The sequence below is a fragment of the Phenylobacterium sp. genome (assembly GCF_036501465.1).
Lineage (GTDB): Bacteria > Pseudomonadota > Alphaproteobacteria > Caulobacterales > Caulobacteraceae > Phenylobacterium.
Map to the genome: position 1 here is coordinate 1 of NZ_DASYAF010000008.1, position 18,398 is coordinate 18,398.

General features: G+C 70.9%; 14 protein-coding genes and 1 tRNA gene. 7 read left to right on the forward strand and 8 right to left on the reverse strand.

Annotated features, from left to right (window positions below; translation table 11 throughout):
- The coding region (gene tgt, locus VGL85_RS00375; RefSeq protein ID WP_331584824.1) for a tRNA guanosine(34) transglycosylase Tgt at window positions 1-1,043 on the forward strand (1,043 nt) is incomplete at its 5' end.
- A complete protein-coding gene (locus VGL85_RS00380; protein ID WP_331584826.1) occupies window positions 1,040-2,383 on the forward strand; it encodes a hypothetical protein in 1,344 nt (447 codons plus the stop codon). The genes tgt and VGL85_RS00380, both read left to right, overlap by 4 nt.
- Here VGL85_RS00380 and VGL85_RS00385 read toward each other — a convergent pair.
- Complete coding sequence (locus VGL85_RS00385) at window positions 2,364-2,942, reverse strand: hypothetical protein (protein WP_331584828.1); 579 nt, start codon at window positions 2,940-2,942, stop codon at window positions 2,364-2,366. The two genes, VGL85_RS00380 and VGL85_RS00385, sit on opposite strands and share 20 nt — an antisense overlap.
- A 156-nt stretch (window positions 2,943-3,098) precedes the next feature.
- Between VGL85_RS00385 and VGL85_RS00390 the strand changes: the two genes are divergently transcribed.
- Window positions 3,099-3,173: transfer RNA gene (locus VGL85_RS00390), tRNA-Lys, on the forward strand.
- On the opposite strand, the gene VGL85_RS00395 is transcribed toward VGL85_RS00390, so the two are convergent.
- The 5 genes from VGL85_RS00395 to VGL85_RS00415 form a co-directional block, all read right to left on the reverse strand.
- Complete coding sequence (locus VGL85_RS00395) at window positions 3,168-3,359, reverse strand: hypothetical protein (protein ID WP_331584830.1); 192 nt, start codon at window positions 3,357-3,359, stop codon at window positions 3,168-3,170. The two genes, VGL85_RS00390 and VGL85_RS00395, sit on opposite strands and share 6 nt — an antisense overlap.
- Before the next feature lie 165 nt (window positions 3,360-3,524).
- The gene (locus tag VGL85_RS00400; protein ID WP_331584833.1) at window positions 3,525-4,610 is read right to left on the reverse strand and encodes an alkaline phosphatase family protein; all 1,086 of its coding nucleotides are present in this window, start codon (window positions 4,608-4,610) and stop codon (window positions 3,525-3,527) included.
- 205 nt (window positions 4,611-4,815) lie between these two features.
- Window positions 4,816-5,793, reverse strand: coding sequence for a transglutaminase family protein (locus VGL85_RS00405; RefSeq protein WP_331584835.1), 978 nt, complete (start codon window positions 5,791-5,793; stop codon window positions 4,816-4,818).
- Window positions 5,794-5,801: 8 nt separating this feature from the next.
- Window positions 5,802-6,746, reverse strand: coding sequence for an alpha-E domain-containing protein (locus VGL85_RS00410; protein WP_331584837.1), 945 nt, complete (start codon window positions 6,744-6,746; stop codon window positions 5,802-5,804).
- Between the two features lie 48 nt (window positions 6,747-6,794).
- On the reverse strand, window positions 6,795-8,204 hold the full coding sequence (locus VGL85_RS00415) for a circularly permuted type 2 ATP-grasp protein (RefSeq protein ID WP_331584897.1): 1,410 nt from the start codon (window positions 8,202-8,204) through the stop codon (window positions 6,795-6,797).
- A 279-nt stretch (window positions 8,205-8,483) separates the two neighbouring features.
- Between VGL85_RS00415 and VGL85_RS00420 the strand changes: the two genes are divergently transcribed.
- Both VGL85_RS00420 and VGL85_RS00425 read left to right on the forward strand, forming a co-directional pair.
- Complete coding sequence (locus VGL85_RS00420) at window positions 8,484-10,283, forward strand: autotransporter assembly complex family protein (protein ID WP_331584839.1); 1,800 nt, start codon at window positions 8,484-8,486, stop codon at window positions 10,281-10,283.
- The gene (locus tag VGL85_RS00425; RefSeq protein ID WP_331584841.1) at window positions 10,280-14,479 is read left to right on the forward strand and encodes a translocation/assembly module TamB domain-containing protein; all 4,200 of its coding nucleotides are present in this window, start codon (window positions 10,280-10,282) and stop codon (window positions 14,477-14,479) included. The genes VGL85_RS00420 and VGL85_RS00425 overlap by 4 nt, the downstream gene beginning before the upstream one ends.
- On the opposite strand, the gene phhA is transcribed toward VGL85_RS00425, so the two are convergent.
- A complete protein-coding gene (phhA, locus tag VGL85_RS00430) occupies window positions 14,473-15,345 on the reverse strand; it encodes a phenylalanine 4-monooxygenase (protein WP_331584843.1) in 873 nt (290 codons plus the stop codon). The two genes, VGL85_RS00425 and phhA, sit on opposite strands and share 7 nt — an antisense overlap.
- Before the next feature lie 230 nt (window positions 15,346-15,575).
- Here phhA and VGL85_RS00435 point away from each other — a divergent pair, with 230 nt between their 5' ends.
- The gene (locus VGL85_RS00435; RefSeq protein WP_331584845.1) at window positions 15,576-17,066 is read left to right on the forward strand and encodes a pitrilysin family protein; all 1,491 of its coding nucleotides are present in this window, start codon (window positions 15,576-15,578) and stop codon (window positions 17,064-17,066) included.
- Window positions 17,063-17,947 (forward strand): tetratricopeptide repeat protein, encoded by an 885-nt coding sequence (locus VGL85_RS00440; RefSeq protein ID WP_331584848.1) that lies wholly within the window; start codon window positions 17,063-17,065, stop codon window positions 17,945-17,947. The genes VGL85_RS00435 and VGL85_RS00440 overlap by 4 nt, the downstream gene beginning before the upstream one ends.
- A gap of 17 nt (window positions 17,948-17,964) precedes the next feature.
- Here the strand turns inward: VGL85_RS00440 and hspQ are convergent, their stop codons facing one another.
- A complete protein-coding gene (gene hspQ / locus VGL85_RS00445; RefSeq protein WP_331584850.1) occupies window positions 17,965-18,294 on the reverse strand; it encodes a heat shock protein HspQ in 330 nt (109 codons plus the stop codon).
- Window positions 18,295-18,398 lie beyond the last annotated feature (104 nt).

Below are 18,398 nucleotides of genomic sequence, written 5' to 3' on the forward strand. Positions count from 1 at the left end.
GGGCGATCCGCACGCCGGCCTTTATGCCGGTGGGCACCGCCGCCACCGTCAAGGCGCTCACCGTCGATCAGGTCCGCCAGACCGGCGCTGACATCCTGCTGGGCAACACCTATCACCTGATGCTGCGCCCGACCGCCGAACGCGTGGCGCGGCTGGGCGGCCTGCACAGGTTCATGCGCTGGGAAAAGCCGATCCTCACCGACTCGGGCGGCTTCCAGGTGATGTCGCTGTCGAAGATCGCCAAGGTCACCGAGGACTCGGTCACCTTCCAGAGCCACATCGACGGCTCGCGCCACGTGCTGACCCCGGAACGGTCCATCGAGATCCAGGCCGACCTGTTGGGCGCCGACATCTGCATGCAGCTCGACGAGCTGGTGGCGCTGCCGGCCACCGAGGACCGCGCCGCAGACGCCATGCGCCGCTCCGCCCGCTGGGGCGCGCGCAGCAAGGCGGCGTTCGGCGACCGCGAGGCCCAGGCCCTGTTCGGCATCCAGCAGGGCGGCATGTCTGAGGCCTTGCGCCGCGAGTCCGCCGAGCGCCTCGCCGAGATCGGCTTCGATGGTTACGCTGTAGGCGGCCTGGCGGTGGGCGAGGGCCATGCGGGCATGGTCGAGGTGCTGGACTATGCGCCGGACATGCTGCCGCCCGACCGGCCCCGCTACCTGATGGGCGTCGGCAAGCCGATCGACATCGTGGAAGCCGTGTTCCGGGGCGTCGATATGTTCGACTGCGTGCTGCCGACCCGCTCCGGCCGCCACGGCCAGGCCTGGACCTGGGCCGGGGCGGTGAACCTGAAGAACGCCCGCTTCGCCGAGGACGAGACGCCGCTGGACCTGGCCAGCGACTGCCCGGCCAGCCGCGACTATTCCAAGGCCTATCTGCACCACCTGGTGAAGGCCGAGGAGATTCTGGGCCAGGTGCTGCTCTCGTGGCACAACCTGGCCTTCTTCCAGCGCCTGATGGCGGACTTGCGCGCCGCCATCGCGCAGGGCCGGCTGGCGGATTTCCGCGGCGATGTCCTGGCGCGGCAGGGCGGCGCGTGAGCGGGGCCGCCGCACCTGGCCCGTCGCGGCCGGCGCGGCTGGCGTTCGGCGCGGCGCTCATCGTCTACGCCGCGGTCGCCGCCTGGCTGGTCTGGCGCACCTCGGTGCTGGAGCCCTATTCCGACATGATCGACTGGGCGGACCGCTGGCTGCGCCTGCAGACCGACGGCGACCTCGTCCAGTACTTCTGGGTTCCCCACAACTTCCACCACCTGGTGCTGATGCTGGGCGTAATGGCCCTCGACGTCCGCTTCGTCGGCGGCCAGGGCTATCTGTTCCTGGCGGTGGGTGTGGCCTGCCTGGCGGCGACGGCGGCGATGATGGCGCGCTTGGCCGCCCGGGCCGCCGGGCCGGGTCTCAGGCTGCTGGGCGGCGGCGTGGCCCTGGCCATCTGCCTGATGGGTTGCCACGTGCTGGACGCCAACACGGTGATCAACACCACCTACCTGCACGCCCTGGTCTTCGCGGTGGCGGCCATCGTGCTGGCCGGCGCGCCGGGCGGAAGGCCCGGCTGGCGGCGAGCCGGCGCGCTCGCCTGCGCGGTCGCGGCCGGCTTGGGCAGCGCCGCGGGCATGGCTGTCTGGCCCGCCCTGGCCTTCGAGGCCTGGCGCGGCCGCCGCCGCGTCTGGCTGCTCGTCGTGCTGGCGTCTGGGGCGGGCTTCGCGGCGCTCTACATGGTGGGCGAGGGCGTGGGCGGCGGTCTGGCCAGCCTCGGCCACGGCGGCGGCCCGGCGCCGATGAAGTCCGTCCTGCTGGCTATCAACTTCCTGGGCCTGCCGTGGATGCGCGGCCTGCCGCCCTATGGGGGCCTGATCGGCCTGGTGTTCCTGGCCGCCGCCCTGGCGGCGCTGCTGTTTCGCGGCGGCGTGGACGCCCGGCCCACGGAGCGGACGGCGGTGGCGCTGATCGTACTCTCGCTGGGGACCGCCGCCCTGGCCGGGCTGGCGCGCACCGGCGACATGGCGCCGTCGCTGGTCCCCATGCGCTACTCGGTATTCCTGATCCCGCTACAGGTCGGGCTCTGGGTCCTGGCGCTGCCCTATGTGCGCCGCGCCTGGGCTGCGCGACCCCAGGCGGCGCAGGCCGCCACGATCGGACTTTCGGTCTTCCTGCTGGCGCATCAGGGGGTGATGGCGCTCTACGCGCTTCGCACCGGCGACATCAATCTGCGGGTGGTGGCGGACTATCGCCGCGGCGTGCGTACGCCGGCCGTCATGACGGTAATCTATCCGCAGTTCGCCAAGGCGCTCGCGGTCAGCGACGGCCTCAAGCGCCGTGGCCTCTATCAGAGCGAGCTGCGCCGCGACCCGCCGCCCCTGGCTAGCGGATCGGGTACTTAGGCTTCATCGTCTGGTCCAGGACCGGGGCCCCGGTCAGCTCGTGGCTCGGCAGCGCCGGCGCGGCGCAGCCCTTGGCCTCGCCCAGCCCCTTGAGGTAGGCGCGGCGCACCGCCCCGGACAGGATCGCGGCCTGGACGTATTTGTCGTGCCGCTCGGCGCCGGAGAGCTTGCGGATCCAGCCGCGGAACGGGATCATGTCGCTGGCCGCGCCGGAGGCGAGCGTCAGGGCCGTGGTCTTGCCCTTGGCCATCATGCCGTCCTCGCCGCCCACCGCCACGACGTCGAGGTCCTCGCCCAGGGCGTCATTCAGGGGCGTCAGCCGCGCGATCAGGTCGGGGCAGCGGCCGTTCCCCGGCCACTCATAGGGATCGGCCATGGCCTTCAGCAGCACGTCCGGGATCTTGGTGCGCATGACGTTGATGTCGCGCAGCGGCGATTCCGCCGCGCCCTTGACGCCCGCGCGGTCGGCCTCGGCCGTGGTCTGGATCTTCCCCGAGCCGTTGTCGGGATCGGTCACGCACCCGCCCAGGCCGCAGAGGGCCAGGGCAGCAGCGCTCACGTAAAGGGCGGTTGTCGGTCGCATCCCAGGCCAGCTTAACCGATCTATTTCGGCGACTTCTAGGCAAAGCGGTTACGGCGCGCGGGCTTGCTTCTGGGGGGACCGGCGCCTAAGGTCCGCGCCGCTTCGCCAAGGGCCCCAGCGCCCACGCGTCGTGGGCCGGTAGCTCAGTGGTAGAGCATTCGACTTTTAATCGAATGGTCGTGAGTTCGAACCTCACCCGGCCTACCAACCGCCCTGGCCGCCAGCCCCCGCCCGAGATTTCGCAGATTGGGCCCGGGCGGGATAGGTGCAGTTCAAGCCGCCCCGGCCGCCGGTTGGCGCGCAGCGGCCCTCGTGCATCCTGACGAGCGTCAGGGCCAGCACAAAGGCCCCGACCGCGCAAAGCACCAGGATCCCGAAGGTTTCGGTTTTCATGGCGGTCTCCCCCGAACGCCCGGACCCCTCCTAGCATCGCCAGGCGCCGACCCCTAGATTGATCGCGCTGCGGCGGGCTACGACGGCCCTCCGGCGCGCCGTCCGGCCCCATTCGGACGGAGGGTCAAAGCGTTCAGCGTGAAGCGCGCTTTCCCGCCGCAGCGCCTATTTCGAAACCGCGAACAGCGGCGTCATCGCCTTGACGCCTTTGCCGCTCTCGGCCGCGTGGCCCAAGTGCTCGGAGACGCCGAAGGCGTCCTCCAGGGTGCGCAGCAGGGAGTAGTGATTGTAGGGCGTCTCGTCCTTCAGCCCCTTCGGCCCGTGGTTGGTGATGACGATCGTCGGGATGTGCCCGCCGCCGTAGTTCGAGGGCGCGCCGGGCGTGACCCCGCAGCAGCCGCCGCGCGAGCCGCCGGCGCCTTCGTCGAAGGTGATCACGATGGCCATGTTGCCCTTGGCCTTCCAGGCGGCGGTGGCCTGCAGCTTGCGCACCAGGTCGCCGGTATAGGCGTCGCCGCGGCGGATCAGGCCATCGGTGGTCATGCAGTCGGGCGGCGCGCCGTCGGCTTTTACCCCGTGCATCTCGTTGCACTGGTTGGGCACGATCAGCGCGAAGGTCGGCAGCTGGCCGCTCGCCAGGTCCAGGTCGAGCTGACCGAAGCCCACGATCCGTTCGGCCCGCTTGGGGTCCTTCTGCACGTCGGCGAAGTTCATGAAGCCCGAGTGCTTGGACGCATAGAGCGGGGCGTCGTGCATGCCGTTGGTCGCCTTGGGATCGCCCGCGACCACCGCGACGGAGCCGGCCTCCGGAATGCTCTCGTAATAGCCCTTCCAGCTCAGGCCCTTGGCCAAAAGCTGGTCACCCAGGTGCCTGGCGCGGATGGTGTGGTCGGCGTAGCCGGGGGCCTTGGCGCCGCCGCAGAACTTCTCAACCGAGCCGGCATGGCAATAGAAGGCGTCGTCGTCGTGGATGCCAAAGGTGTCGCCGCCCAGCATGGCGACATAGTTGGCCTCGCTGGGATGCACCTCGCCCCAGAAGTTCGCCGCATCGCCGTAACGCGTCGCCAGGCCGGCGATATTGGGCGCGCTCTGCGGGTTCAGGATCTGGCCGTAGTCCTTGTTCTCCTCGACGATGATGAAGACGTGGTCGTAGCGCGGCACGCCCTCCAGGTCGGCGGCCCAGGCCGGCGCGCTGGCGGGCAGGGCGGCCGCCGCCAGGATCGCGGCCGCACGTGCGGTCTTCAATTTCATCGGAACGCTCCCCGGGGACTGTACGCGCGCGGCATCTTAGACAGCGCCTGCGACGGTACGGCAACGGCGTCTCAAATCCGCTTATCCCGGCGAGAGCCGGGATCCATATGACGTTGAGTGTGTCTCGGTCTCGCCAGATCATCGGGCTCAGCTTGGGTCCCGGCTTTCGCCGGGATGAGCGGATGAAAATGTATGAACCCAAGCCCTACTGCTGTTGCTGCTGGCGCTGCTGGTCGTAGGCGACGCCGGAATACTGCGCCCGGCGCTGGCCGGGGCGCGGGGCCGGCTGGGAAATGCGCAGGAATTCCGGCTCGCTGATCGCCGCGCGGGCCTTGCGCACGGTGACGCCCACGGCGAGTTCGCTTTCCGCCTCGCCCTTGTAGACGCCGCGGGTCGGCGGCACGTCGGAATAGTCGCGGCCCACGGCGCAGGCGATGTGCCGTTCCTCCGCCAGGCTGTTGTTGGTGGGATCGAACCCCACCCAGCGCAGGCTGGGCAGGAACACCTCCACCCAGGCGTGGGTGGCGTCGGGGTCGGAGCGGTCGCCGGCCTTGCGGTCGGTAAACAGATAGCCGGAGACATAGCGCGCCGGCACGCCCCACTGGCGGCAGATGGCGATCATCACATGGGCGAAGTCCTGGCAGACGCCTTTGCGCGCCTTCAGCACGTCGTCGATCGGTGAATCCGCACGGGTGACCCCGGCCTCGTAGGCGAAGGCCTCATAGATCAGCCGGTTGAGGTCGCGCAGCGCGCTCAGCGGGTCGCGGGCCCGCAGCTCCTCCAGCTGCTTCTCGGCGATGAAGGCGGCGAGCGCCGGCGTCGGCCCGGCGAAGCCGTGGGCGTGCAGGAAATCGAAGTGCTCGCCCAGCACGAAGTCGGAGCGCAGCCGGTCCCATTCGCCGCGGTCCAGGTGGTCCGGCAGCGCCGCCGGCGCCTCGGTCTCTACCGCCGAGCGGGCGACGATGGTCAGGGCCTGGTGGGGCTGGGGGATGTCGAAGTGGTAGACCGCGTTGCCGAAGGTGTCGGCGTAGGAAAACAGCTGCGCCGCCGGCTCGATATCGAGGTCGAAGCTGACCAGCCGCTGGTGGGCATGCTTTTGCGGCTGCATCCACACCTCCATGACGCTCTCGCGCACGGGCTGGTCGTAGAGGTAGCGGGTGGAGTGGCGGACGGCGAGGAGCACGGGGAATCCTAAGCAGGCAAGCGCTGTTCGAGGGTGTAGGCGACGAAGGTCTCGTAGACTTGGCGATGGACGCCGGCGCACTCGTCGAGCACCGCGCCCAGGAAGGCCGAGGAGCCACCGGCCTGCACCTCGCCGATCTCGGCGTACTGCAGGCGCGCGCGCAGCCGACCGGCAAGGCGGTCTGGGCTGGCGGCCCCGGCGGCCTCCACGTGACGGGAGAGCACCGCCAGGTGCTCCTCGATGCGCGCGGTGCAGAACCTGACCGAGCGTGGGAAATCCTCGTCCAGGAGCAGGAACTCCAGGATGAAGCGCGGCTGCATGTCGGCGGTGTAGACCCGCAGGTACGGCTCCAGCGCGCAGCCCATCCGCAGAACGCTGGTCAGCGCCGAGTGGTCGGTGACGCCGCGCCGCTTGCGGTCGCCGAAGCAGACCTCCAGCAGGGCGCCGATCAGCTGGGCGCGCTCCAGGTACATGCCGAGCAACAGGAACCGCCAGCCCTCGCCGTGGCTCATGGTGGCGTCGGCGGCGCCCTTGAACAGGTGCAGGTCGGCGATGGTGTCGTGCAGGAAGGCTTGGCTGCCATCGGCGAAGGCCTGCGGCGCTGCCGGATCGATCATCCGCAGGTAGATGAGGTTCAGCCGCTCCCAGGTCTCGGTGGTGATCTGGTCGCGTACCTGGCGCGCGTTCTCCCGCGCCCGGGCCAGCGAATTGGCCACCGACCCCTGGTCCTCGCGATCCAGCACCAGCGACAGCGCCGCCTCGTAAGGGTTGGCCGCCTTGGCGTCGTCCGGATCCCCCACGGCGGAGAGCGCGATGCGGGCGATCTGGGTGGCCGATTCGGTGCGGTCGAGCGTCGCCGTCAGCATGACGTCGGATAGCCGGCACATGTGCTCGGCCCGCTCCACATAGCGGCCGATCCAGTAGAGGCTGTCGGCCACCCTCGCGAGCATCATGCTCGCGATCCTTCTTCAGGAATTTTGGCCAACATCATGGCTGCCACCTCATGGCGACAGGTCCTTGCGGTCGGTCAGCACCCAGGTGTCCTTCGACCCGCCGCCCTGGCTGGAATTGACCACCAGCGAGCCCTTGCGCAGCGCCACGCGGGTCAGCGCGCCCGGCGTCACCACGATCTTCTCGCCGCTGAGGATGAAGGGCCGCAGGTCCACGTGGCGGGCATCGATCTCATGGTCGATCAGGCAGGGCGCCGTGGAGAGCTGAATGGTGGGCTGGGCGATGTAGTTCGCCGGATCGGCCTTCAGCGCCGCGGCGAAGGCGTCGCGCTCGGCCTTGGTGGAGTGCGGCCCCACCAGCATGCCATAGCCGCCCGATGCGCCCACCGCCTTGACCACCAGCTTGTCGAGATTGGCCAGCACGTGGCTGAGCTGGGCGGGTTCGCGGCAGAGATAGGTCTCCACGTTGGGCAGGATGGCGTCCTCGCCCAGGTAGTAGCGCACGATCGCCGGCACATAGGCATAGACCGCCTTGTCGTCGGCGACCCCGGTTCCGGGCGCGTTGCAGATCACCACATTGCCGGCGCGATAGGCGTTGAACAGGCCCGCCGAGCCCAGGCCGGAGTCGCGACGGAAGGTCAGCGGGTCGATGAAGTCGTCGTCCACCCGGCGGTAGATGATGTCGATGCGCCGCAGGCCCGTGGTGGTGCGCATGTAGACCATGTTGTCATGCACCACGAGGTCGCGGCCCTCGACCAGCGGCACGCCCATCAGCCGCGCCAGGTAGGCGTGCTCGAAGTAGGCGGAGTTGTAGACGCCGGGGGTCAGCACCACGACCTGGGGGTTCGGCCGCCAGTCTGCCGCCATGGACTTCAGCGTGGTCAGCAGCAGGTCCGGATAGCGGTCGATGGGCCGCACGCCCGCGCCGCGGAAGGTGCCGGGGAACACCCGTTTCGACGCCTCGCGGTTGGCCAGCATGTAGGAGACGCCGGAGGGGACCCGCAGGTTGTCCTCCAGGACCGCGAAGCGGCCGTCCGGCTGGCGGATCAGGTCCGAGCCGCAGACGTTGGCGTAGGCGCCATGCGGCACGAACAGGTTCTGCATTTCGCGCCGGTAGCTGGGCGTCATCAGCACGAGCTCGCGCGGCACCACCCCGTCCATCAGGATTTGCTGGCCGGAATAGATGTCGGCCAGGAACATGTTCAGCGCCTTGAGCCGCTGGGTCAGGCCCGCCTCGATGGTCTTCCATTCCTCCGCCGCGATGATGCGGGGCAGCAGATCGGTGGGGATGATCCGCTCGGTGGAGCTTTCGGCGCCATAGACCGTGAAGGTGATGCCCTGCAGCAGGAAGAACCGCTCCAGCGTCTTCTGCCGCTCGGCCAGGTCGTCGGGACTGAGGGTGGAAAGCCGCGCGGCCAGCGCGCCGTATTGCGGCCGCACCTTGCCGTCGCGGTCGCGCATCTCGTCGTAGGGCAGGACGGGCGTCGCATCGGTCGCGGCCACGTTCGGCGCGGCCTCCCGGCCTCGGGCTGCGCTCAACTCCACGCCTGATTTCCCTTTCCCTACGCCCTAGTCCTAGGACGGTTAGCCTTGGTCCGGAAGACGCGCGCGGCCGATCGCCCGTCCGTCGCGCCTTTGCGGGCGACTGCCCAGGCTTTGGGCGCCGTGCGGATGCGAGTCGTGACACCGTTCGGGTGCCCCGGTACATCCAAGATGGGGGCGCGCAAGGATTCGAAGAGCTTGGCTCGTCTTGTCTACGCCGTGGCTGCTGGCGCTGCGCTCTGCTTGCAGGGCCTCTGCGCTGCGGCCGCCGAGCCCAAGGCGCAGGTCCAGGGGGACCTGCCGGCCGATCTGCGCGCCGCCGTGGTCCGCGCCGTCGGCGACACCGACAGGCCGATCGAGAACCGCTTCGAGGCCCGCCGCCGCGCCCGCGACGCTGCCGAGGACGCCATCGCCGTCCTGCGCTCCGAGGGCTACTACGCCTATGACGTGCAGCCCGACGTGGGCGAGGGCGACACGCCCAGGCCCCTGATCCTGATCACGCCCGGCCCGCGCTTCCACCTGGGCCAGGCGCGACTCGACTGGATCGGCCAGCCGCCCGACCCCGCGACCATCGCCGCCGCCGTGGCCGCGCTCGCGCTGAAGCCGGGCGATCCTGGCCGCGCCGCCGAGGTGGTGGCCGCCGAGGGCCGCGCCGTGTCGACCGTCCAGAAGCGCGGCTACGCCGACGCCAAGGTCCAGCCGCGCCAGGTGAGCGTCGACCACGCCGACGACAGCGTGACGCCCGACTACCGCATCGACGCCGGCGCCCTGGTCCGCCTGGACTCCATCCGCCTGACGACCAACGGTCGCACCAAGGCGCCCTGGCTGCAGGGCATCGTCCCCTGGAAGCCGGGCGCGACCTACGATCCCGACCAGGTCGCCGAGCTGGAACGTCGGCTGCTGGACACCGAGGTCTACCAGACCGTCACCGTGGCCCTGGCCCCGCCCGCCGACGCGAACCCCGACGGAACCCGCCCGGTGCTGGTCAATCTGGACGAGCGGCAGAAGCGGACCATCGAGGCTGGGGCCAGCTACGACACCACCGACGGCCTGGGCCTCGACGCCAAGTGGACCCGCTACAGCCTGTTCGGCCGCGCCGACACCTTCTCGGTCCTCGGCCGGGTCTCCGACCTCGACAGCCGCGTCCAGCTCGACCTGTCGCTGCCGCACTGGCTGACGCCGCAGCAGACGCTGGCGCTGCGGACCGCGGTCTATGACTCCAACACCCCGGCCTACGATCAGAAGGGATTCATGGTCAGCGCCGACGCCACCCACCGCTGGGGCCACAACTCGATCTTCGGGCTGACCGGCACCTACATCACCTGGGGCGGCTCCATCGACGTGAGCCGCACCCAGGAGCTGGGCCTGCAGACCCTGACTCCGCTCGGCCGCGACCTGGTCACCTTCACCGGCCTGGCCGACGCGGCCCTGGACCGGTCCGACGACCCGCTGGACCCACGCCGCGGCTGGCGGGTCAGCGCGCGGATCGAGCCCACCTTCCTCACCGGCGACGGCTCCTTCGCCTATCTGAAGCTCCAGGCCCAGGTCACCGGCTACCTTCCGGTCGACACTCAGGGCGACACCGTGCTGGCCGGGCGCGTCCACTTGGGCAGCATCACCAACGGCACAGTGGGCGACATCCCCGCGCCGCAGCGGTTCTTCGCCGGTGGCGGCGGCTCGGTGCGCGGCTTCGGCTTCCAGGAAGTGGGGCCGAGGCTCGCCGACAACACGCCGGAGGGCGGCCTGTCCCTGACCGAGGCGTCGGTCGAACTGCGCCATCGCCTGAATGCCAAGTGGGGTGTTGTGGCCTTCGTCGACGCCGGAACGGTGGGGTTGAATCAGCTGCCCAACTTCAGTCAGTCCAGCATCGGCGCGGGTTTCGGCGTCCGCTATAACCTGGGCTTCGGCCCGATCCGCGTGGACCTCGCGACCCCGATCACCAGCCGCAGGGGCGAGCCGCCGCTGCAGGTCTACGTCAGCATCGGGCAGAGCTTTTGAGCGAGCCGGACCACCATATCCATCCGGAGAACATCCTGCCCGACGCGGTGGCGGCGGTGCGGCGGATTCCGCTGCGCACCCGATTGCTGATCGTCGCCCTGTCAGTGGTGACGGCGCTCGCCGCGCTGGCTTTGGGGGTCCGCTACGGCGTGCTGCTGCCGCAGGCGCGGCTGTTGATCGAGGCCGGCGCCGACGGGCTGAAGGTCGGCCGGTTCGGACGCCTGCGGATCGAGGGCCTGACCGGCGACCTGTTCCGCGACGTGGGCGTGACGAAGCTGACTATCAGCGACGAGGGCGGCGTCTGGCTGGAAGCCGATAACATCCATATGACATGGAGTTACCTGGAACTCCTCAGGCGGCGATTTCATGCGAAACGCCTCGAAATCGGGGCGCTCAAGCTGCTGCGCCGCCCCACGCTCACCGCTAAGGGCGAGGACAATGGCCTGCCGATCTCGTTCCACGTCGACCAGGCCCACACCCGGCTCGAGCTGGCCCCGGCCTTCAGCTACGAGCGCGGCCTCTACGACCTGAACCTGCACTTTGACGTCGACCGCAGCGGCGATCAGCGGGGCCAGGCGCGCGCCGCCAGCCTGCTGCACCCCGGCGACTACCTGAACCTCGACTACGACGTGGCCAGGAAGCGGCCGCTGCTGCTGCGCATCGACGGGGTGGAGGCCCAGGGCGGCGCCCTGGCCGGGGCCGTGGGCCTGCCGGCCCGACAGCCGTTCATTGTCGAGGCCACTGCCAGCGGCAAGCTCTCCGACGGCCGCTTCGACGCCTTCGCCAACTCCGGTTCCACCCGGGTGCTGAAGGCGGTGGGGTCCTGGACGCCGAAGGGCGGGGTGGCGCGCGGCCTGGTCTCGCTGACCGCCTCGTCGCTGACCGACGGCTACGCCCGCCGCTTCGGCCCGAAGGTCAGTTTCGTCCTGGCCGGCCAGCAGGCTGGGCCCGAACTGTTCGCCCTCGACGGCCGGTTGGCGTCCGACAACCTGAACCTGCGCGCCCGTGGGTTCGGCGACGTGGGCAAGGGCCGGGTGGGGCCGCAGGGGCTGGCGGTGACAGCCGAGAGCCCGGCGCTTTCCCGCCTGACCGGCGGGCCGGATCTCGGGCCCGCGCGGGTCACCGGAACCCTGACCCAGACGGTGGTCCGGGGCCGCACGGCCTGGCGGTTCGCGGGGTCCGGGGCGGTGAGCCGGGCCGGCGTCGGCGGCTATAGCCTGGCCGAGGCGTCGGGTGCGCTGGAAGGCGGCTGGGCGGCGGGCGAGTGGGACCTGAAGGCCCGGCTGACCGGCGCCGGCGGCCGCGGGAACGGCTACGTCGCGGCCATGCTGGGCGCGGCGCCCAAGGCCAGCTTCGATGGTGCGCGCCTGGCCGACGGACGCCTGCTGCTGCGCGATCTCTCCGTGGCAGGCCCCGGCCTCAAGCTCGACGCCACCGGCGGGCGCAGCCTGCTGGGCGGCGTCACGCTGAAGGCCAAGGCGGCGGTCTCCAACCTGGCGGTCGCCCATGCGGGCGCGACCGGCGCGGCCAACCTCGACCTGTCGGCCGGCCAGGGCCGCGCCGGCCAGCCCTGGAGCCTGGCGGTCGAGGTCCGCGGCGACCGCTTCGCCACCGGCTATCCGGAACTCGACCGCCTGCTGGGCGGCAAGCCAACGCTCAAGGCTCAAGGGACCTGGCAGGATCGGCGCCTGGCCTTGGCTTCGGCCAGCCTGGGGGGCGCGGCGCTCACCGCCACGGGCTCCGGGGCCTTCACCGCCGACGGCGGCCTCAGCCTCAAGCTCGACTGGAGCGCTGAGGGCCCGTTCCACGCCGGGCCGGTGGAGATCGCCGGCAAGGCCAAGGGGACGGGCGCGGTCTCCGGAACCTTGGGCGCACCGCGCGCCGACCTGTCGGCCGAACTGGCCGAGATCGACGTGCCGCGCCTGCCGCTGAAGGACGGGCGCCTGACGCTGGGCTTCCAGCGCAAGCCGGACGGCTCTGCCGGCGCCTTCGCCCTGGACGCCGCCAGCGCCTACGGTCCGGCCCACGCCCGCTCCGACTTCCGCTTCCCCGAAGGCGGCGTCGAGCTGTCGAACCTGACGGTGGACGCCGGTGGGGTGAAGGCCACAGGCGCGCTCTCGCTCCGCCGCAACACGCCCTCGGCCGCCGACCTCAAGCTCACCGTCGCCAAGGGCGCCCTGCTGGACGCGGGCCAGGTCTCGGGCGCGGTGAAGATCGTCGATGCGCCGGGCGGCGCGCGCGCCGACGTCCAGCTCGCCGCCCAGAACGCGCGCTTCCCGGACGCAGCGATCACCATCAACGGTCGGCTCGCCGCCACGGGCCCGCTCGCGCAGCTGCCCTACACCACCCAGGCGGCCGGCAATTCCGACGCCGGGGCCTGGACCTTCGCCGGCAAGGGCGTGCTCTCCCAGACCAATCCGGGCTGGCTGGCCACCTACGACGGCCAGGCGCGCCTGGGCGGCCGCTCGCTGCGCACCCTGGAGACCGCCCAGGTCCGGTTCGGCGGGCCGGAGCGCTCGGCGCGGGTCAAGCTCGCCACGGCCGACGGCGGGCGGGTGGACCTGGACGGTCGGCTCACCGACACCGGGACCGACGTCAAGGCCCAGCTCACCGGGGTCACCATGGGCCTGCTTGACGACGACCTGGCCGGCAAGGTGGACGGGCAGCTCACCCTGCAGGGCCGCGGCGCGCGGCTTGAAGGCGTCATGGAAGCCCGGCTCGCCGGTCTTCGCCCCCGCGGCGCGCCGGCCGCCTCCGGCGTCGAGGGGACCCTGCGCGGGCGGCTTTCCGGCGACAGCCTGGCGCTCGACCTGTCGGCCGCCAATGCCCAGGGGCTGAACGCCAGCGCCAACGTCGTGTTGCCCGCCGAGGCCAGCGCCGCGCCGTTCCGCATCGCCGTCGCTCGTGAGAGGCCGCTCAGCGGCCGGTTTCAGGCACAGGGCGAGGTGCGCCCGCTCTGGGACCTGCTGATCGGCGGCGAGCGCAGCCTGGCCGGCCAGGTGGTCGCCCAGGGAACCCTGGGCGGAACCTTCGACAAGCCCAACGCCACCGGCGCGGTCACCGTGGCGAACGGGCGCTTCGACGACGGGGCCACCGGCCTGTCGCTGCGCAACGTGGCGCTGAAGGCGGCCTTCGCCCGCGACGCCGTCAACATCACCGACGCCACCGGCGTCGACGGGCACGGCGGCGCGGTGACCGGCACGGGTTCGATCAATCTGCAGCGGGGCGGCGCCTCGAGTTTCCGCCTGGACTTCAAGGGGTTCCGCGTCATCGACAACGACCTCGCTACGGCCACGGGCACCGGCAAGGCCACCATCGACCGGGCCGCCGACGGCAAGGTGCGGCTGTCCGGCCAGCTCACCATCGACCGCGCCGACGTGGCCGCCCGCGTGCCGACGCCGTCCGGCGTGGTGGTCATGGACGTGGTGGAGAAGAACCGCCCGCCCGAGCTGCCCGCCGCCCTGCGGCCTTCGAACCTGGGTGGGAACGGCTGGGCGCTGGACGTCGCGCTGAAGGCCCCCCGCGGCGTCTTCCTGAAGGGCCACGGCCTGGACGCGGAGCTGTCGCTGGACGCCCATGTGGGCGGCTCCACCGCCCATCCCGACCTGTTCGGCGTGGCCCACATCGTGCGCGGCGACTACCAGTTCGCCGGCAAGCGGTTCGAGTTCGACAACACCGGCGTCGTCTATCTCTCGACCAAGGCCGATCAGGTGCGCCTCGACCTCACCGCGACGCGGGACGATCCGACGCTGACCGCCTCGGTGCGCATCCGCGGCACCGCGGCCCGGCCGCAGATCACGCTCACCTCGACGCCGGCCCTGCCCAATGACGAGGTGCTGAGCCAGGTGCTGTTCGGGCGCACCGCCTCGCAGCTTTCGCCGCTGGAGGCCGCCCAACTGGCCTCGGCCCTGTCGTCGCTGGCCGGCGGCGGCGGGCTGGACGTGATCGGCAATCTCAGAACCTTCGCCGGCCTCGATCGCCTGGCGCTGGGCGGCGGCGACGCCGCGTCCGGGCCGGTCTCCGTCTCCGGCGGCAAGTACCTGACGGACAAGGTCTATCTGGAACTGACCGGCGGCGGCCGTGACGGCGGTGCGGCCCAGGTGGAGTGGCGGGTGAAAAAGTCCCTGTCGATCGTCAGCCGCGTGGGTGGGCAGGGCGCGGGCCGCCTGGCGGTGCGCTGGCGCAGGGACTACTGAGCCGCCTTCGCCTTTTCGAGCGCATAGGCCTGGGTGCCGCGCGTGATCACCCCGTCGGTGGGCAGGATCTCGGCGATCGGGATCTCGCTCGCCCCGTCCAGCCGCCCGTAGATCGGCCCGAAGTCCTGCAGGGTGGCGTCGAGCAGGGCCTGCAGAGACGGGATTACGAAATAGACCTGCTGGAAGTCGTCGATCCGGTAGGGCGTGCGCATCACCCGCTCCAGGTCGAAGGCCAGGCGGTTGGGCGAGGGATCGTCGAGCGCGAAGATCGATTCCGCCCGGCTGGAGACGATGCCGGCGCCATAGATCCGCACGCCTTGCGGCGTCTGCAACAGGCCGAACTCCACCGTGTACCAGTAGAGCCTGGCCAGGTTGGCGAGTTGGCCGCGCCGCATCGCCCGCTGCCCGCCGCGCCCATAGGCGGCCATGTAGTCGGCGAACACCGGGTCGGTGAGCATCGGCACGTGGCCGAACACGTCGTGGAAGATGTCCGGCTCCTGCAGGTAGTCCAGCTGTTCCGGCTTGCGGACGAACTGGCCGGCGGGGAAGCGGCGGTTGGCCAGGTGGTCGAAGAACACCTCGTCGGGCACCAGGCCCGGCACGGCCACCACGCTCCAGCCGGTCAGCCGGTTCAGCTCGACGTTGATCCGCGCGAAATCGGGGATGCCGGAGCGGTGCAGGTCCAGCGCCTCCAGCCCCTTCAGGAAGGCGTCGCAGGCGCGGCCGGGCAACAGGGCGGCCTGCCGCTCATAGAGGGTGATCCAGACCTGGTGCTCGGCCTGCGAATAGCCGGACCAGCCCTGGTCGATGGTCCAGTCGGCCCGGGCGCCGGGCGGTGGGCTATGGGCGAATCCATCGGCGCTCATGCCCGGAGAATGGCGCGCTTTCTATGAAAGTTCCGTTCTGAGTGACCCGGTTTCGGGGCCTTCCGCGGCGAGATCGTGCGGCGACACAGACGCGCACGCATAAATCCGCCTCGCAATTGCCACCGTCGCACCTATGAAGACGGAGCCTGATAGGGCGAGCGGGCCAGGGTGGGCGGCCGGGTGAGCGGGCCAGGGCGAACGGGATCAAATTGCGCGGACGAGTTCTCCTGATGGCGGCGGGCCTGGCCGCGGCGGCGCTGGCCGGGCCGGCGGGCGTGCGGGCCGCGACCGCGCCGGCCGCGGATGCCCCCACGGCCCTGGGCCTCGCGCCCGATCCGCAGCTGGTGCGCTGGGACCCGGCGATCCGCTACGGCGTGCTGCCCAACGGCCTGCGCTACGCGGTGCAGCACAACGCCACGCCCAAGGGCGCGATCTCGCTGCGCCTTTCCATCAGCGTCGGCAGCTTCGACGAGGCGGACGACGAGCGCGGCGCGGCGCACATGGTCGAACACCTGGCCTTCGACGACTCGAAGAGCTTCCCGGCGCACCAGCTCGACCTGATCCTGGCTCCGCTGCACGTCACCTTCGCCCGCGACCGCAACGCCTCCAGCGACCTGAAGCAGACCGCCTACCAGATGGACCTGCCCAGCGCCGACGCCAGCGAGCTGGACGTGGCCACCAAATGGCTGCGCGACGTGGCCGACGGCCTCACCTTCACCGACGCCGGCGTGGCGCGCGAACGGGCCGCCATGGAAGCCGAGCGCAAGGCCCGCGACGCCGACGACCTGCGGGTCATGCGCGCCAAGATGGACGCCTTCGCCGACGCCGGCCTGCGCACCAACGCCCGCTTCCCCTTAGGCGCGCCGCAGACCCTGGCGGCGCTCACGCCTGCCAAGCTCGCCGCCTTCTACGCGCGCTGGTATCGGCCGGACAACGCCGTGGTGGTGATGGTCGGCGACCTGCCGGTCGATGTGCTGGAACAGAAGGTCAAGGCGGTGTTCGGCGACTGGCAGGGCAGCGGCCCCCAGCCCATCCGCGCGCCGCGGGACGGCCCGGTCACCCCGCGCGGCCCCGAGGCGCTGGCGCTCACCGAGCCCAGCCTGCCGTCGGTGGCCGGCCTCTGCCGCATCGCGCCCCTGGCGGACGGCCCCACGGTGGACGAGCGGCTGCATGCGTTGCTGATGCGCGGCCTCTGGGAGGCGATCCTGCAGAACCGGATCAGCGTCCTGAAGTCGCGCAAGGACGCACCCTTCATCGAGGCCACCATTTCCGACGAGACCCGACCCGACAGCCAGAAGACCTGCGTCGGCATCATTCCGCAGCCGGGCCAGGAGGTCCGCGCGGTGGGCATGATCGACGCCGAGATCCGCCGCTTCGCCGCCGAGGGGCCGACGGTGGACGAGACCGACCAAGGGCTGGAGCAGGTGCGCGCCTCGGTGCGCCTGGCCGTCGGCGGACCGGCCCACGACAGCCGCGCGCGCGCCACGGACCTGCTGTTCCGCATCGTCGACCGCCTGCCGCAGTTCTCGCCGCGCGAAGGCCTGCGGGTCTTCGACGTGATGATGGAGGACACCACCCCGGCCGACGTCCGCGCCGCCTTCGCCCGCGACTGGACCGGCTGGGGCCCCTTGGCGCCGGTGAGCGCGCCCAAGCCCCTGTCCGAACAGGCGCTGAAGACCGCCATGACCAGCGGCGAATACAAGTCCACGGGGGCCAAATGAGCCGCCGCCTGCTGCCCGTCCTGGCCTGCGCCGCGCTCGCCGCCGCCTCGGCCATGTCCACACGAAGTTGGGCCGCCACGGTGGACGACCTGAAGAAAGCCGCCCAAGGCTACCGCGCCCAACTCGCCGCCAACCCGAACCAGCCGGACGTCCACGCCGCCCTGGGCGAGACCCTGGAATCCCTGGGCGATGCGACCGGCGCGCTCGCCGAATACGACCGCGCGATCAAGGGGCCGGGCGACGCCGACCGCGCCCTGGTCGACCGCGGGCGCCTGCTGGTCCGCCAGGGCCGCTTCGCCGACGGCCGCGACGACTTCAACCGCGCGCTCGGCCACAATTCCCGCAACGTCGAGGCCCTGGCCGCCCGCGGCCACAGCTGGGTCGTGGAGGGCAAGAGCAAGCGGGCCAAGGCCGCGCTCGCCGACTTCGACGCCGCCCTCGCCATCGCCCCGGACAATCCCACCGCGCTCAACGCCCGCGGCGATTTCTATCTGGCGGAACTGAAGCCCGAGCTGGCCATCGCCGACTTCGACAAGGCGCTGGCGGCCAACCCCAAGGACGACGTGGTGCTGTTCAACCGCGGTGTCGCCTGGAAGCAGATGAACCGCTACGACCGGGCGCTGCGCGACTTCAACGCGGCGCTGCGCATCACGCCGGGCGATCCCATGACGCTGACCGCCAAGGGCGACACCTATCGTGAACTCGGCGACCTCTTGCTGGCGCGCGACTTCTATGACGCGGCCCTGAAGGCCGATCCGCGCAGCGCCCGGTCCTGGGAGGCCCGCGGCGAGGTCCGCGCCGCGCTCGGCGACGGCCCCGGCGGCGACGCCGACAAGGCGCAGGCCCGGAAGCTCGACCCGAACGTCGAGGCCTCGTCTTAGACTAGTGGAATTGGAGCCTAGTGGCTGATCCGCGGGCGCAGCTTGTACTGGCCCTCGCGGAACGACTCGAACAGCACGCCCGCCTGCGGGTGGCCGACCGGCTCGCCGCTGTCGTCCGCCAGCAGGTTCTGCTCCGAGACGTAGGCCACGTAGGAGCTTTCCTCGTTCTCGGCCAGCAGGTGATAGAAGGGCTGGTTCTTGTGCGGCCGGATGTTCTCTGGAATCGACAGCCAGTATTCCTCGGTGTTCGAGAACACCGGATCGACGTCGAAGATCACGCCGCGGAACGGGTAGATGCGATGGCGCACCACCTGGCCGATCATGAATTTGGCGCTTTGCGAGTACATCGGGTCGAATCTACCACCCCGGTCCTAACCGGGAGGTGAACGTAGCGACCAAAACCCTCCGTTCAAGGCCAGTCTTCCGAGACGCGAGATGGCCTGCTAGGTTC

Excerpts from the sequence above, each read along its gene's own strand:
- VGL85_RS00395 (WP_331584830.1), bottom strand. The coding sequence starts at position 3,359 with ATGAAAACCGAAACCTTCGGGATCCTGGTGCTTTGCGCGGTCGGGGCC.
- VGL85_RS00400 (WP_331584833.1), bottom strand. The coding sequence starts at position 4,610 with ATGAAATTGAAGACCGCACGTGCGGCCGCGATCCTGGCGGCGGCCGCC.
- VGL85_RS00410 (WP_331584837.1), bottom strand. The coding sequence starts at position 6,746 with ATGATGCTCGCGAGGGTGGCCGACAGCCTCTACTGGATCGGCCGCTAT.
- VGL85_RS00415 (WP_331584897.1), bottom strand. The coding sequence starts at position 8,204 with ATGCGCGACCGCGACGGCAAGGTGCGGCCGCAATACGGCGCGCTGGCC.
- phhA (WP_331584843.1), bottom strand. The coding sequence starts at position 15,345 with ATGAGCGCCGATGGATTCGCCCATAGCCCACCGCCCGGCGCCCGGGCC.
- VGL85_RS00435 (WP_331584845.1), top strand. The coding sequence starts at position 15,576 with ATGGCGGCGGGCCTGGCCGCGGCGGCGCTGGCCGGGCCGGCGGGCGTG.
- VGL85_RS00440 (WP_331584848.1), top strand. The coding sequence starts at position 17,063 with ATGAGCCGCCGCCTGCTGCCCGTCCTGGCCTGCGCCGCGCTCGCCGCC.
- hspQ (WP_331584850.1), bottom strand. The coding sequence starts at position 18,294 with ATGTACTCGCAAAGCGCCAAATTCATGATCGGCCAGGTGGTGCGCCAT.